The organism is Mesorhizobium sp. C120A (genome assembly GCF_030323105.1).
Lineage (GTDB): Bacteria > Pseudomonadota > Alphaproteobacteria > Rhizobiales > Rhizobiaceae > Mesorhizobium.
Genome location: NZ_CP100476.1, coordinates 6,037,763 through 6,052,941, shown reverse-complemented (window position 1 = coordinate 6,052,941; position 15,179 = coordinate 6,037,763). Strand labels below are relative to the sequence as shown.

General features: G+C 61.1%; 14 protein-coding genes and 1 pseudogene. 13 read left to right on the top strand and 2 right to left on the bottom strand.

Annotation, left to right across the window (positions count from 1 at the left end):
• Positions 1 to 6: 6 nt before the first annotated feature.
• A pseudogene (locus NL532_RS29455) lies at positions 7 to 957 on the top strand (IS1380 family transposase); the annotation flags it as partial.
• 396 nt (positions 958 to 1,353) lie between these two features.
• Here NL532_RS29455 and NL532_RS29450 read toward each other — a convergent pair.
• Positions 1,354 to 1,743: a hypothetical protein gene (locus NL532_RS29450; RefSeq protein WP_023673549.1), complete on the bottom strand. Its 390-nt coding sequence runs from the start codon at positions 1,741 to 1,743 to the stop codon at positions 1,354 to 1,356.
• A 559-nt stretch (positions 1,744 to 2,302) separates the two neighbouring features.
• Between NL532_RS29450 and queC the strand changes: the two genes are divergently transcribed.
• Genes queC through queE form a run of 3 tightly spaced genes read left to right on the top strand, consistent with a single transcriptional unit; the run spans position 2,303 to position 4,088 of the window.
• A complete protein-coding gene (queC, locus tag NL532_RS29445) occupies positions 2,303 to 3,001 on the top strand; it encodes a 7-cyano-7-deazaguanine synthase QueC (RefSeq protein WP_023673551.1) in 699 nt (232 codons plus the stop codon).
• A complete protein-coding gene (queD, locus tag NL532_RS29440) occupies positions 3,001 to 3,357 on the top strand; it encodes a 6-carboxytetrahydropterin synthase QueD (protein ID WP_023673552.1) in 357 nt (118 codons plus the stop codon). The genes queC and queD overlap by 1 nt, the downstream gene beginning before the upstream one ends.
• Positions 3,354 to 4,088, top strand: a complete 735-nt coding sequence (gene queE / locus NL532_RS29435) for a 7-carboxy-7-deazaguanine synthase QueE (protein ID WP_023830268.1) — start codon at positions 3,354 to 3,356, stop codon at positions 4,086 to 4,088. Before queD ends, queE begins: the two co-directional genes overlap by 4 nt.
• A gap of 232 nt (positions 4,089 to 4,320) precedes the next feature.
• On the opposite strand, the gene hemN is transcribed toward queE, so the two are convergent.
• On the bottom strand, positions 4,321 to 5,670 hold the full coding sequence (gene hemN, locus NL532_RS29430) for an oxygen-independent coproporphyrinogen III oxidase (RefSeq protein ID WP_023694870.1): 1,350 nt from the start codon (positions 5,668 to 5,670) through the stop codon (positions 4,321 to 4,323).
• 152 nt (positions 5,671 to 5,822) lie between these two features.
• Between hemN and NL532_RS29425 the strand changes: the two genes are divergently transcribed.
• From NL532_RS29425 to ccoS, 9 genes are all read left to right on the top strand, one after another.
• The gene (locus NL532_RS29425) at positions 5,823 to 6,569 is read left to right on the top strand and encodes a Crp/Fnr family transcriptional regulator (RefSeq protein ID WP_023708062.1); all 747 of its coding nucleotides are present in this window, start codon (positions 5,823 to 5,825) and stop codon (positions 6,567 to 6,569) included.
• Between the two features lie 554 nt (positions 6,570 to 7,123).
• Positions 7,124 to 8,734: a cytochrome-c oxidase, cbb3-type subunit I gene (gene ccoN / locus NL532_RS29420; RefSeq protein WP_286487834.1), complete on the top strand. Its 1,611-nt coding sequence runs from the start codon at positions 7,124 to 7,126 to the stop codon at positions 8,732 to 8,734.
• 11 nt (positions 8,735 to 8,745) lie between these two features.
• On the top strand, positions 8,746 to 9,477 hold the full coding sequence (ccoO, locus tag NL532_RS29415; RefSeq protein ID WP_286487833.1) for a cytochrome-c oxidase, cbb3-type subunit II: 732 nt from the start codon (positions 8,746 to 8,748) through the stop codon (positions 9,475 to 9,477).
• Between the two features lie 11 nt (positions 9,478 to 9,488).
• Positions 9,489 to 9,638: a CcoQ/FixQ family Cbb3-type cytochrome c oxidase assembly chaperone gene (locus tag NL532_RS29410; RefSeq protein WP_023690689.1), complete on the top strand. Its 150-nt coding sequence runs from the start codon at positions 9,489 to 9,491 to the stop codon at positions 9,636 to 9,638.
• Between the two features lie 2 nt (positions 9,639 to 9,640).
• On the top strand, positions 9,641 to 10,504 hold the full coding sequence (ccoP, locus tag NL532_RS29405; protein ID WP_286487832.1) for a cytochrome-c oxidase, cbb3-type subunit III: 864 nt from the start codon (positions 9,641 to 9,643) through the stop codon (positions 10,502 to 10,504).
• Between the two features lie 128 nt (positions 10,505 to 10,632).
• Positions 10,633 to 12,189 carry a cytochrome c oxidase accessory protein CcoG gene (gene ccoG / locus NL532_RS29400; protein WP_286487831.1) on the top strand — a complete coding sequence of 519 codons (1,557 nt, stop codon included), beginning with the start codon at positions 10,633 to 10,635 and terminating at the stop codon, positions 12,187 to 12,189.
• Entirely contained in the window at positions 12,186 to 12,683 is a 498-nt protein-coding gene (locus tag NL532_RS29395; protein ID WP_286487830.1) for a FixH family protein, read from the top strand. The genes ccoG and NL532_RS29395 overlap by 4 nt, the downstream gene beginning before the upstream one ends.
• Positions 12,680 to 14,968, top strand: a complete 2,289-nt coding sequence (locus NL532_RS29390; protein ID WP_286487829.1) for a cation-translocating P-type ATPase — start codon at positions 12,680 to 12,682, stop codon at positions 14,966 to 14,968. Before NL532_RS29395 ends, NL532_RS29390 begins: the two co-directional genes overlap by 4 nt.
• Entirely contained in the window at positions 14,965 to 15,135 is a 171-nt protein-coding gene (gene ccoS / locus NL532_RS29385) for a cbb3-type cytochrome oxidase assembly protein CcoS (RefSeq protein ID WP_023697810.1), read from the top strand. The genes NL532_RS29390 and ccoS overlap by 4 nt, the downstream gene beginning before the upstream one ends.
• Positions 15,136 to 15,179 lie beyond the last annotated feature (44 nt).

The window sequence follows — 15,179 nt, the reverse complement described above, 5'->3', positions numbered from 1 at the left end:
CCCACCATGAACGATCTTGCGCTGCCGCTGAGCGGTTTGTCATCAGTCGGCGGCTAGTCCGTCGTCGCCCGTTTCGACGGCGGCATGCTGTCGTCCAACAGCGGCGTTCTGGCCTTGGCCGAGGTGGAAAAGCGGTTGCGGGTGGCCGAGCGTCTGGCGCGTTGCATCGACGATCCGCGCTGCCCGGACCAGGTCGTCCACAGCCTCGCGGACATGATCGACTTTCGCATGAAGATGATCGGCGCCGGCTACGAGGACGGCAACGACGCCAACCGGCTGCGCCGCGATCCGGTCTTCAAGATGGCCCAGGATGCGCTGCCGTAGGGTCGGGATCTGGCGTCGCAATCGACGCTGTGCCGGCTGGAGAACCTACCCGGGGTGCGGGAGCTGGTCGCGATGGGACGGGCGATGGTCGATCTCTATTGCGCCTCGTTCCGGCAAGTGCCGAAGCGGATCGTACTCGACATTGACGACACCTTCGACGCTGTGCACGGAGGCCAACAGCTTCGCCTGTTCAATGCCCACCATGACGAGTACGGCTTCCAGCCGATCGTCGTGTTCGATGGTGCGGGACGGTTCGTCAGCGCGATCCTGCGACCGGCCAAGCGGCCGAGTGGGGCTGAGATCCGCCCCCACCTGCGCCGTCTGGTGCGGGCGATCCGGATCAACTGGCCGAACATTCGAATCCTGCTCCGCGGGGATAGCCATTATTGCAACCCAGGTCATCGACTGGTGCTGCGCGTCGACTTCATCTTTGGCCTCGCGCCCACCACGACCCTGCGCAAGCATGTGGCGGATCTGGAGGCCAGCACGACAGCACGCTTCGAAGCGTCGGCCAAGAGAGGCAAGGTCCGCAGGTTCAAGAAGTTCGTTGACGGCGCCGCTAGTTGGAGCCGCGTCGAGCGCATCATCGCGCGGGTCGAGGTCGGCGCCCACGGTGGCGATATCCGCTTCGTCCCCCGCCTGCCATCACGCCGGAGCCTGACGAGGCGCCTGGAAAAGCACCGCAACGGCGACCACAGCGTCGCTTCAGGCCGTCAAAAGCTTATCGCCGTGCATCAAGGCGGCTAGATGGCAACGAGGCTTATGCCGCCCGAGCATCGCAGCTAAGTATGCATGAGGGGTCGTCCCTTCAAAATACTTGATACATTTGCGCTTGCGTAGCTCCTTGCATGCGCTCGATGCCAGGAGGAGACCTCTGTTCTAAACGCTCGCATCGATGCAACGCCGTTGACACCATTATCGCGGCGACCGCTTTGCCGCGGCCGCCGCAGCCCTTTTCGAGCATGACGATCATGCCGGCGCCATCGCAGTGATGCACTTGCAAATTCAGAGATGCACTCTGGCCAAATGCTAGGTGCCCAGCATATGTCCGGCATCCCGCAACGCCGCTACGAAGAGACGGGCATTGCCGTTGGCATCCATCTTGGCCTGCATCGACAGGGGCATCCTGTGCCAGCTCTCCAAGGCCGCAATGTAATGTGAGAACATACCGTTAACGATGCAATAGTGGGTAACTAGGCCGTGTCCGTCTAACGCCAGCACGCCGAATTGGCCGCCGTGATATCGGATGGCTGCGACCCGCTGGACCTGCGCGTCACCGTCGATCCGCACGTTGAAAAGCAGGCTGCCGCGGCTCCTGGTGGCTATCTCGGCGGCTTTTTCAGCGAAGCTCAACGAGAGCGAGCGGACGCTTTCGACTGCCATCTGTAAAACCATCAAGTTCAGTTCATCCACTGCCATAAGGTACCTGTGCGCAAGACATGGGTGATTGCAATCGACCACACCGCTTGTTCACAGATGTCGGCTCACGACCGGTTATTCAGGGTTCGCCGGTTATCCATTGAGGGCGTGCTCATCAAAATGATCCTGACGTGGAATGCGCTGCATCTACGAAGCGCGACGAGCAGGCCAGCCAAAGCTGTCGCGACAATTGATCTCATAATCCACCCCGATATCTGGATTTCGGCATCGCTGAACATCCCTGGTAAGTGAGCTGTTTGCGGCAAGCCCATCTCGGCTTTGTACTCCGAAACCGTTGCAATGGCGTCGCTCGGCGCTCGGGACCGACAGGCTCTGCTCGTCGAGAACTTTGTCCCCGAGAAGCGTTCGACTTTGAGCATTCCGCTGAAGGGTGACGTCTCGTCAGTCCGTGTCCTTGCAGCTCACCGCGAAGGCTTTTTGCGCATCGCACGCAAGCGCACGAATTGGTCTCCGTTCACTTCACAAAATGGTTTTCCTGAAGTACTGGAGCGCAGAAATCTCCGGTCGCAGCCTACCCGGTTAAAACAAGGACCCAACGATGAAGACTCTCGTCGTCTGCTCCGGCGGATTGGATTCCGTTACTCTTGCCCACAAGGTGGCAGCGGAGCACCAGCTGACCGGCCTGCTATCGTTCGATTACGGCCAACGGCATAGGAAGGAATTGGGCTTCGCCACCCTTTGCGCGGCGCGCCTGAGTGTCCCGCAGCGAATCATCGATATCCACGAGATCGGCGGCGACCTTTCCGGCTCCGCGCTGACCGACAATGTGGACGTGCCCGACGGGCACTATGCCGAAGACACGATGAAGATAACGGTGGTGCCCAACCGGAACGCCATCATGTTGGCCATTGCCTTCGGCCTCGCCGCAGCGCAAGACGCTGACGCAGTGGCGACGGCCGTGCATGGTGGGGATCACGTTGTCTATCCCGATTGCCGTCCGGCCTTCATCGACGCTTTCCAGATGATGCAGGACCACGCGCTCGACGGCTACGCGCAGATTCGCCTTTATGCACCCTATGTGAACCTGACGAAGGCGGACATTGTTACGGATGGAGCCACATACGGCACGCCGTTTGCGCAGACCTGGTCCTGTTACAAGGGCACCGAGCGTCATTGCGGGAGGTGCGGGACCTGCGTCGAGCGGCGTGAGGCGTTTCACATCGCTGGGCACCCGGACCCAACCGAGTATGAGGACTCCGACTTCTGGCTCGGAGCGCTGCGAAGGACCACCGCGTAATGTTCCGCATCACCAAGGAATTCCACTTCTCAGCCTCGCATCAGCTCACCTCATTGCCACCCGATCACCAATGCGCGCGCCTGCACGGACATAACTACATCGTCGAAGTGGAGCTTTCAGCGGATGGACTGGACGATCACGGCTTCGTGCGCGACTACCACGACTTGGCGCCATTCAAACGCTACATCGACGAGAGCTTCGACCACCGGCATCTCAACGACGTGCTGGGACACGAGCAAGTCACGGCGGAATATCTGGCCAGACATTTCTACGACTGGTGCAAGGCACGCCTGAGCGAAACCGCGGCCGTGCGGGTGAGCGAAACGCCGAAAACCTGGGCGGAATACCGGCCATGACGAATACTCATCCCGCAATCCGCGTTAGCGAGATTTTCGGGCCGACGATCCAGGGCGAGGGCGTGCTCATAGGTTTGCCGACGATCTTCGTCAGAACCGGCGGGTGTGACTATCGCTGTTCCTGGTGCGACAGCCTCCATGCTGTGGACAATCAATTCCGCCATGAATGGGAGATGATGTCCGTTGGGGCGGTGTGGAAAAATGTGCTTGCCCTTTCCGGTGGCCGCCCGCTGATGGTGTCGCTATCAGGCGGCAATCCGGCCATCCAGCCGCTCGGCGCGCTCATCGACCGGGGCCATGGTGACGGTTACCGTTTTGCGCTGGAAACCCAAGGGTCGCTTGCCAGGGACTGGTTTGCGCAGCTTGACGTGCTGATCCTCAGCCCAAAGCCGCCGTCAAGCCGAATGACGACAGATTGGGCCGCTGTCGAGGCGTGCCTCCAGGCGGCACAAGGCAAGCCCCAAATCGTGCTCAAGCTCATTGTTTTCGACGAAAGGGACTACGCCTACGCGAAAGACGCCGCTGCGCAATTTCCGCAACTTCCGATCTATCTGCAGCCCGGCAATCACACGCCGCCACACCCCACAAATGATGACGCGCCTGTCGACCTTGACGGAATATTGAAGCGCATGGAGTGGCTGGTTGACAGCGTGACCCGCGACAGATGGTTCGAGGCCCGCGTGCTGCCGCAGCTGCACGTTGTGCTCTGGGGTAACAAGAGAGCCGTCTAGCCCAGGCCCTTTCCACTGGAACTGCGCCGGCAGAATTCGGGTGAACGGGTGGTTCAGGTCGAAGGGAGCTGTCGCCGACAACCATGATCCGACAGACAGGGCTCGAGCGGACGATATCGTCGCTGCGCCAAGACGCGTCTGGTCCGCTCAGAATCTTGTCTCGATAGACGGTCGCCGATCAACAAACGTACCGCGGTGATCGACTGAGAGGCATGACCGTTCCTCTGAGTGCTCAGACTGCCGCCGAGTGCCTGGCCGTTCCAGCTTCGAAATATTTGTCGAACCTGGCCGCGATGCTTCGGACGAAAGGGCGACTTTCAGCCGGCACAACGAATCTGTCGCCATCAAGTTCAAGCAATCGAACCGGATCGTGGAGGGCCATGGAACTTGACTGAAGGAGGAGCCTCTGGCCGGCCTCGCCGAAGCGTTCCACCAGATCGATGGCCGAGAAGGCGAAGTCGCACATCAAACGTTCGATGATCCAGCCGCGAACGCGGTCGTCGTTGGAAAGTGCGATACCCCGAACAGCGGCCAGCCCGCCGTCATCAACCATGCGTCTATATTCGCTGGTTGAAGGCATGTTCTGCGCATAGCCTTGCCGAAACTGGCTAATGGATGACGGGCCGAGCCCGATCAAGATTTCGCAGCAATCGTCCGTGTAGCCCTGAAAGTTCCGGTGCAAAGTCCCGGTGCGGGCGGCAAGGGCCAGGGCATCGCCGGGTTTGGCGAAATGGTCGAGCCCGATTGCCTCGTATCCATTGTCTACAATCGCCTGTGCAGCCAGTTGCGACTGGGCAAAGCGCTCCGCGGGACCCGGCAACCAGGCCTCGTCGATCATCGTCTGATGTTTCTTGAACCACGGTACATGCGCGTAGCCAAACAGTGCGATCCGATCCGGTTCCAGGGTCAGTGCCTGCGTGACCGTAGAAGCGACGCTTTCCCTGGTCTGGTGCGGCAGACCGTAGAGCAGGTCCAGATTGACCGATTCGACGCCGCGCGAACGAACGCCGTCGACGACCGTCTTGGTCTGCAGGAAGCTCTGCTCGCGGTTGATCGCCTTTTGCACCTTCGGATCGAAATCCTGAACGCCGAGGCTCGCACGGGTCATGCCGATTTCGGCAAGCGCATCGAGGCGGGCATCGTCCATATCGTTGGGTTCGATTTCAACGCTGATCGTGGCGCCGGGAAGAAAGCCGAAGCTGTTGCGCAGGGCGGTTCCCAGCGCCACCATATCTTCGGGCTTGAGCATCGTCGGCGAACCACCGCCGAAATGGACGGCACGCACACGACCTTTGCCTCCAACAAGACTGGCGACGGTGGCGATCTCGGCATGCAGTGAGCGCAGATATGTGGTCACCGGTTCGTAATGGCGTGTCTGCTTGGTATGGCAGGCACAGAACCAGCAAAGCTTGTCGCAGTATGGGATGTGCAGATAGAGCGAGATTTCGTCGCCCTCGTCGAGCCGCTGTAGCCAGCCACGACAAACGGTAGCGTCAACGCTTGCATTGAAATGCGGCGCGGTCGGGTAGCTCGTGTAGCGCGGGACGTTCTCGCCAAATCTGGCAACTAGCTTTTGTCGCATGTCGTGGTCCACCGTGTTTGCGTCGCCCGAACTGTGGATGCTTGGATGAGCCTAAGCCCTGATTTCGATCAACCTTCAGCACGGACAAACTGCCGCAAGGATTTTTCTACCGTGGATGCTATCCTGCCCGCACGGACCGGTAGAGCGATCGAATGACATTACGGCAGGATATTCACAGTTCCGGCATCCCCGTTCTTTGCCTGTCTTGCGAGGCACGGCGCCGCGGTGTCTGTGGCGCGCTAGAGCCAGACCATTTGGCTCAGCTCGCCAAGACGTCGTCGCGGCACAATATCGAGCCGGGGGTCGAACTGATCGGCGACGCCGAGGCGGTCGACTGTTATTCGAACGTGCTTTCAGGCGTGGTGAAGCTCACGAAGAGCCTGTCAGATGGACGCCAACAGATTGTCGGCCTGCAGTTCGCCCCGGATTTTCTGGGTCGGCCCTTCAAGATGAAAAGTGCGATCAATGCGGAAGCGGCAACAGCTGTCTCGCTATGCTCGTTTCCCAGAGCGGCCATCGAACGGATGATGAAGCAGTCACCCGAATTTGTGCATCGCCTGCTCAAGCAGGCGCTGAACGAACTTGACGAGGCACGCGAATGGATGGTGACTCTGGGGCGCAAGACCGCACCAGAGAAGGTGGCGAGCTTTCTCCTCATGATTGCCCGGAACATCGACTCCAATGTTGACCCGACGGCTAGCTCGACGTGCTTCGAGCTGCCGATGACGCGTGCCGACATTTCTGATTTCCTTGGAATCACAAACGAGACCGTGAGCCGTCAGCTGACCAGCCTGAGAATGGACGGCGTGATTCGGATCGAGAACAACCGCCGCGTCACCGTGGACAGCATGAGCCGGCTGGAACGGCGCTGCGGCGGCCGAGGCGCTACAGCCGTTTGAATGACGCAGAAGCTGCATGGCCCCCGTCACTTACTTCATTCGGGGCAGGGCATGCTCGCGTTGGGCTCAGAAGAAGTCGCGTAGCGACAGCCCGTTCTCCATCCGATCGTATGCGCCAGTTGCCTTTCGGCTCGTCGGCGAAGCATCCACACTTGGCCGAAGTCAATACGCCTCATCCGCAGGGGAAAATCGCCGTCTCCCCAAGCCATGAATGTCACGACGGCAGCGTAACGCTGGCGCTGGCTGTTCCAAGGCATTGAACGCGGGGTTCGGTAAGGCGTCGACCTGCTTTCCAGCGTCGCAGAAGGTGCGCTCCCCCACACGCCCGCGGTCGCCTCCGCACCCGGGGCCCGACCGGGGACGCCAGGCCCCATCCATAAACGGGCGGCCGGTGGTGCGCTTCCACATTCGATCGTCGCAGTCTGATCGCACCGAACTCGATGCTGCTCGAGCAAAATGGTGCGGCTCTGACATGGATCAGGGCGAGCAGGCGACGGCTGCGCAATAAGGCACCGCGGTTTGGCATCCGCCGAAATTGGAAATCGGGGCTTGCGATGAAATTCGGCAAAGAAATCGTGCTTCTAAGCCTGTTCGCATTCGCGGCTTTGGTGGCGGCTGGCGCTGGGGTGGATGAACCCTTTCGCCAGCATATGTGGGTCTTGTTCTTCGCCTTGGCTGGCTTCACTGCGATCCTACTGCGCAACACTGAGTTCAAGCCTGCCGCTCCGATCGACCCGTCCGCTTACATGGACGGGCCAATCCGCTACGGCGCCATCGCCACCATGTTCTGGGGTGTGGTTGGCATGCTGGTCGGGGTGGTCATCGCGCTGGAGCTTGCCTATCCCGATCTCAACATCCAGCCCTGGTTCAACTTCGGCCGCTTGCGGCCTCTGCACACCTCGGGCGTCGTCTTCGCCTTTGGCGGCAACGCGTTGCTTTGCACGTCTCTCTATGTCGTCCAACGCACCTGCCGCGCTCGGCTGTTCGGTGGCGATCTCGCCTGGTTCGTGTTCTGGGGCTACCAGCTCTTCATCGTCATGGCCGCGACCGGTTATCTGCTCGGCATCACCGAGAGCCGCGAATATGCGGAACCCGAATGGTATGTCGACATCTGGCTGACCATCGTCTGGGTCGCCTACCTGATCCTGTTCCTGGGCACGATCCTGAAGCGCAAGGAACCGCACATCTACGTCGCCAACTGGTTCTACCTTTCCTTCATCGTGACCATCGCGATGCTGCATGTGATCAACAACCTGTCGATGCCGGCCTCCTTTCTCGGCTCCAAGAGCTATTCTGCATTTTCCGGAGTCCAGGACGCCCTGACGCAATGGTGGTACGGCCACAATGCCGTCGGGTTCTTCCTCACCGCCGGCTTCCTCGGCATGATGTACTATTTCGTGCCCAAGCAGGCCAACCGGCCGGTCTATTCCTACCGCCTGTCGATCGTCCATTTCTGGGCAATCATCTTCCTCTACATCTGGGCGGGGCCCCATCACCTGCACTACACCGCCCTGCCCGATTGGGCGCAGACGCTTGGCATGGTGTTCTCGATCATGCTGTGGATGCCGTCATGGGGCGGCATGATCAACGGCCTGATGACGCTGTCGGGCGCCTGGGACAAGCTGCGCACTGACCCGATCATCCGCATGATGGTGATGGCCATCGCCTTCTACGGCATGTCCACCTTCGAGGGCCCGATGATGTCGATCAAGACGGTCAATTCTCTGTCGCACTATACCGACTGGACCATTGGCCACGTTCACTCCGGTGCGCTCGGCTGGGTCGGCATGATCTCGTTCGGCGCGATCTACTTTATGGTGCCGAAGCTGTGGAACCGTGAACGGCTCTACTCGCTTCGCCTCGTTACCTGGCACTTCTGGCTGGCGACGCTTGGCATCGTTGTCTACGCCGCTGTCATGTGGGTGTCCGGCATCATGCAGGGCCTGATGTGGCGCGAATACGACGAGCAGGGCTTCCTGGTCTACTCCTTCGCCGAAAGCGTGGCCGCTATGCACCCTTATTACATCATGCGCGCCATCGGTGGGGCCATGTACCTCTCCGGCACCCTGATCATGGCCTGGAACATCGCCATGACCATCCTCGGCTACCGGCGCGAGCAGGATCCGATGCCGCGCTCCACCCCCGCCCTCCAGCTTGCGCGATGATGAGACAGAAAATGAGGTTGATGAACAGACACGCGGTCATCGAGAAGAACGCTACACTTCTCCTCCTCGGGTCGCTGCTGGTCGTGACAATCGGCGGCATCGTCGAGATCGCGCCGCTCTTCTATCTCGACAACACGATCGAGAAGGTGGAGGGCATGCGGCCTTACTCGCCGCTCGAACTTGCTGGTCGAAACATCTATGTCCGCGAGGGCTGCTACCTCTGCCACAGCCAGATGATCCGCCCGTTCCGCGACGAGGTCGAGCGCTACGGCCACTACAGCCTGGCGGCCGAGTCGATGTACGACCACCCCTTCCAGTGGGGATCGAAGCGCACCGGACCTGATCTCGCCCGCGTCGGCGACCGCTATTCCAACCTGTGGCACGTGGATCACCTGACAGATCCACGGTCCGTGGTGCCGGAATCGATCATGCCGAGCTATGCCTTCCTGAAGGACAAGCCGATCGCGGTGAAGGACTTCTCGACGCATCTGGTCGCCAACAGGCGCGTCGGCGTCCCCTACTCCGACGACATGATCGCCAACGCCAATGCCGATTTGATGGCGCAGGCTGATCCCAACGCCGACACATCCGGCCTCGAGGCCCGCTACCCCAAGGCCAAGATCGGCGACTTCGACGGCAACCCGCAGCAAGTCACCGAAATGGACGCGCTGGTTTCTTATCTCCAGATGCTGGGCACGCTGGTCGATTTCAAGAACTACGGTGAGACCGCCGGCTACCGCTGAGGACAATGGCCATGACGTACAATTTCATGCGGGAGTTTGCCGACAGCTGGGGCCTACTTGCCATGGCTCTTTTCTTCATCGGATCTGTTGCCTTTGCAGTTCGTCCCGGAAGCCGCAGGCAAGCCGGCGAAGCAGCTCAAATTCCTCTGAAGGAGGACTGATCATGAGCAGCGATCACATCGACGAGGTTTCCGGCATCTCAACCACCGGTCATGAGTGGGACGGCATTCGGGAGCTCAACAACCCGCTTCCGCGCTGGTGGGTCTGGACGTTCTACATCACCATAGTCTGGGCGATCGGGTACACGATCGCCTATCCGGCATGGCCTCTGCTGCACACGGCGACCAAGGGGGTGCTCGGCTACTCCAGCCGCAACGATGTCGGGAACGAGTTGTCCGCGGCTGAAGCGGCCAAGGGCAAATATGTCGCCGCGATAGAAGCGAAAAGTGTTTCGGAGATCGCGGCGGACGACACGCTGCGCGAATTCGCCGTCGCCGCCGGCGGTGCCGCGTTCAAGCTCAATTGCGTGCAGTGCCATGGTTCCGGCGCCCAGGGCTCCAAGGGCTTCCCCAACCTTAACGACGACGACTGGCTGTGGGGCGGCAAGGCGGACCAGATTCAGCAGACGATCACCCATGGCATTCGCTTCGCCTCCGATCCGGATACGCGCCTGTCCGAAATGCCGGCCTTTGGCGACATCATCACTGCCGATCAGATCAAACAGGTCAGCGCCTATATTGCCAGCCTGTCCCAAACCGTCAGCGATCAGGTGTTGGTGGCGCCCGGCGCCAAGGTCTTTGCCGAAAACTGCGTGGCCTGTCATGGCGACAATGCAAAGGGCAACAAGGAACTCGGCGCTCCAGATCTGACCGACGCCATCTGGCTCTACGGGTCAGGCGAAGCGGCCATCGCCGCCCAGGTAACCGCACCGAAACACGGCGTGATGCCGGCTTGGGGCGCGCGCCTCGGCGAGATCAAGGTCAAGGAACTGGCGGTCTACATCCATTCGCTTGGCGGCGGAGAATAGGAAAGCAGCCTATTCTCGTCCTCCCCCTCCCGCCAAGCGACGAGGCCCGGCGCAAGCCGGGCCTCGGCATCATCCAGAACCGATGAGTCGGCTTCCGGCGAAATCGTCGCTGGTGACTGGAGCTTCTCGTGCTCGATAACACGCAAATAGAACGGATCGAACCCACTTTCAACTCCGCCAAGGTGCGCCAGCCAATGTATGCCGCGCGCAGGAAGATCTTCCCGAAGCGGGCCTCTGGCAGCTTTCGCCGATTCAAATGGATCGTGATGGCGATCACGCTCGGCATCTACTATCTCACGCCGTGGCTGCGCTGGGACCGCGGTCCGTTTGCCCCCGACCAGGCGGTGCTGCTCGATGTCGCCAACCGGCGCTTCTATTTCTTCTTCATCGAGATATGGCCCCAGGAATTCTACTATGTCGCCGGCCTTCTGGTCATGGCCGGCGTCGGTCTTTTCCTGATCACATCGACTGTTGGCCGTGCCTGGTGTGGCTACACATGCCCACAGACCGTATGGGTCGATCTGTTCCTGGTCGTCGAGCGCGCGATCGAGGGCGACCGCAACGCACGCATCAAGCTCGATGCCGGTCCTTGGACCACTCGTAAGCTTGTGCTGCGGGCATCGAAACACGTCATCTGGCTGGTCATAGCCGCAGCGACTGGTGGCGCATGGATCTTCTATTTCGCCGATGCGCCGACGCTGGTCGGCGAACTCTTCACCGGCACGGCAGCGCCTGTCGCCTACATCACCGTCGCGGTTCTGACGGCGACGACCTACACGTTTGGCGGGCTGATGCGCGAACAGGTCTGCACCTATATGTGCCCTTGGCCGCGCATCCAGGCAGCCATGCTCGACGAGAGCTCGCTCACCGTCACCTACAATGACTGGCGCGGCGAACCGCGCACCCGTCACGCCAAGAAGGTTCTTGCCGCAGGGCATCCCGTCGGCGATTGCGTCGACTGCAATGCCTGTGTCGCCGTCTGTCCGATGGGGATCGACATACGCGACGGTCAGCAACTCGAATGCATCACCTGCGCGCTCTGCATCGATGCCTGCGACGGCGTCATGGACAAACTCGGCAAGGAGCGAGGACTGATCTCCTACGCGACGCTCTCCGACTACAACGCCAACATGATGCTGGCCACCGCCGGCGGCGCCAGCTCGGTCGATCCGTCGCTGGTCAGGACGGATGACGGCGTGTTTTCGGACAGGGTGGCGCATTTCCATATCCGCAAGATCTTTCGGCCGCGCACTTACGTTTACATGGCTATGTGGTCGATGATCGGCCTGGGCCTGCTCTTTTCGCTGCTGACCCGCGACCGGCTCGAGATCAATGTCCTGCACGACCGCAACCCGCAATTCGTGACGCTCTCCGACGGCTCGATCCGCAATGGCTATACCGTCAAGCTCTTGAACATGATCCCCGAACCGAGAACGATTATCGTCACCCTCGGGGGTTTGCCAGGCGCAGAGATGAGCATCGTTGGCGTCGACCTCCCCGCCGATCGCTCCTTTGCGGTCCAGGTCGAACCCGACCGGCTGAAGATGCTGAAGGTTTTCGTGCGCCTGCCCGCCGATCAGATTAATCGCCAGGCGCAGACCTTCACATTCCGCGTCGAAGACAAGGTCAGCTTCGAGTCCAACGAATACACCGCCACCTTCAATGCGCCGGAGATCGCCAGATGACCGCCACCACGCGAAAACCCCGCGAGTTCACCGGCAGGCACATGTTGGCCACCGTCCTTGCCTTTTTCGGCGTGGTCATCGCGGTCAATCTGACGATGGCGACGCTTGCCAATACAAGCTGGACCGGCCTTGTCGTCGAAAATACCTATGTGGCGAGCCAGCAATTCAACAAGAAGGCCGAGGAAGGCCGTGCGCAGGCGGCGCTTGGCTGGACCGGCCAGCTGACCATCGCATGGGGCGAAGTCCGCTATGGCATCATCGACGCCGCGGGCAAACCGGTTTCCCTGCATGGCGTGAAGGTGCTGTTTCGCCATCCGGCTTACGAGAAAGAGGATGAGTCCGTCACGCTCGCCCTGGTCTCTGGCCAGGAGTTTGCAGCACAACACGTGCCAAGGGATGGTGTCTGGATCATCGAAATAGACGCCGATGCCGGCCTGGCAAATCCTTATCGCGACGTGCGCAGGGTCATGATTTCCAATGGAGCGCTGAAATGAGCTGCTGCGCGCCGGGCGCTGAAATGGCGCTGGATCTGGTCAGCCCCGCTTCGGTTCTGCCGTCCAGCCAGGAGGTCAGGCTGGCCAGCCGATCGCTTGGCGACGACCTTCATCAGACCGACCTTTCGGTGCCGACCGTTCATTGCGGCGCCTGCATCCAGATGATCGAGACGGCCTTGGGAAAACTCGGTCACGTCGAGGCAGCTCGCGTGAACCTGTCAACCAAGCGGGTCTCAGTCCGCTGGCGCGGCGACGAGGCTCCACCTTTGGTCGCTGTGCTCGGCCGGCTCGGCTACCAGGCGCATTTGTTCGAAGCCGAGATTGATGCAAAGGACAAGATGCTTTCGGAGCTTATCCGCGCCGTCGCTGTTGCCGGCTTTGCTGCGGGCAACATCATGCTGCTCTCGGTGTCGGTCTGGTCCGGCGCCGAGGGCGCCACCCGCGACCTGTTCCACTGGGTCTCGGCTCTGATCGCCATTCCTGCGCTGGCCTTCGCCGGCGGCATCTTCTTCAAGTCGGCGTGGAATGCGCTGCGCCACGGCCACATGAACATGGACGTGCCGATAGCCGTCGGCGTGTCGCTGGCCTACGCCATGAGCCTCTATGAGACGATCACCCATGGCGACCACGCCTATTTCGACGCATCGGTATCCCTGCTGTTCTTTCTCCTGATCGGTCGCACGCTCGATCACGTGATGCGGGAACGCGCCCGCACCGCTGTGAAGAGCCTGTCACAATTGGCCGCACGCGGTGCCATGGTGCTGCGCGGCGATGGCGCTCGGGACTATCTGCCGGTGGGCGAGATCGAACCGGGCATGCTGTTGCTGATCGCCGCCGGCGAAAGGATCCCCGTCGATGGCAAGATCGCGCGCGGGACATCGGACGTCGACTGCTCCCTGGTCTCCGGCGAGAGCACGCCCAGTAGCGTGGCGCCGGAAGACACCGTGCAGGCCGGGGTCCTCAACCTCACCGGTCCGCTGACGATTGAGGCGACAGCGGCCGCCAAGGATTCGTTCCTGGCGGAAATGGTTCGGTTGATGGAGGCCGCCGAAGGTGGTCGCGCCCGATATCGCCGTATCGCCGACCGCGTGTCGGCACTCTACGCGCCCGTGGTTCATCTCACCGCCTTGGCAACCTTCCTGGGCTGGATGGCGGTGACTGGCGACTGGCACCGGGCGATGACGATCGCAATCGCTGTTCTCATCATCACATGCCCGTGCGCGCTTGGCCTCGCCGTGCCGATCGTTCAGGTGGTGGCCGCGCGGCGCCTGTTCGAAAACGGCATCATGGTCAAGGACGGCTCGGCCATGGAGCGCCTGGCAACGATCGATACAGCCGTGTTCGACAAGACCGGGACGCTCACGCTTGGGAAGCCACGGCTCGTCAACGCAGCTTCGATTGATCCCGCCATGCTGGCAATCGCTGCCGACTTGGCCGCGCATTCGCGTCATCCATATTCAAAGGCCATTGCCGGCTTTGCCGTCAGCAGCAGCCAGCACAAATTCGATGCGGTGACCGAGCACCCGGGTTTCGGGATCGAAGCCACCGCCGCCGGTATCACCTGGCGGCTGGGTCGACGCGGATGGGCTGGCTGGAAGGCGCGAACCGGCGGCGAAGGCAAACATGGCTACGGCGGAACAGTGCTGACGAAAAACGGCATGATTGTCGCGTCCTTCGTTTTCGAAGATGCGCTACGCCTCGACACCAGGGCAGCGATCGATCAACTGCGCAACGCTGGTATGTGCGTGGAAATGCTGTCGGGCGATACCGCGAAAGCCTGCGCCGAGGTTGCGGACGTGCTCGGTGTCGATGACTTCGTTCCCTGCCTGCTCCCGTCCGGCAAGGTTGAACGCATCGAGAGTCTAGCGAGAGACGGGCACAAGGTTCTGATGGTTGGCGACGGGCTCAATGACACGCCGGCGCTGAGCGCCGCGCATGTCTCGATCGCACCCGCCACGGCGGCCGACATTGGCCGCAATGCAGCCGACTTCGTTTTTCTGCGCGAAAGCCTTTTGGCGATCCCGCTGGCGCTGGACGTGTCGCGCAAGGCGGGAAGCCTGATCCGACAGAACATAACAATTGCGATCGTTTACAATGCTGTGGCCGTGCCGATCGCCATTCTGGGCCACGTTACGCCTCTGATCGCGGCGGTCGCGATGTCTGCCTCGTCATTGCTTGTGATTGGAAATGCGATGCGTCTGCAAGGCTTCGCAACGGGTGCGTCGTCCGAAACGTCGCGGCAGGACAGGCCCGCGCGGGCCGGCACCTTGGCCCGATCCTCATGACGACGCTCGCCTATCTCATTCCGGTGGCGCTGTTCCTTGGCGCACTCGGCCTGTCCGGCTTCCTGTGGGCGTTGAGAAGCGGCCAGTACGATGATCTCGATGGCGCTGCGGAGCGCATTCTAATCGACCGCGACGACGGCGCGGAGAATCCTCCTCGCTCCAAGTGACTCAGATCAAAGCGCCGCGGGTCGGGATGTCCTATCGTCGTCCG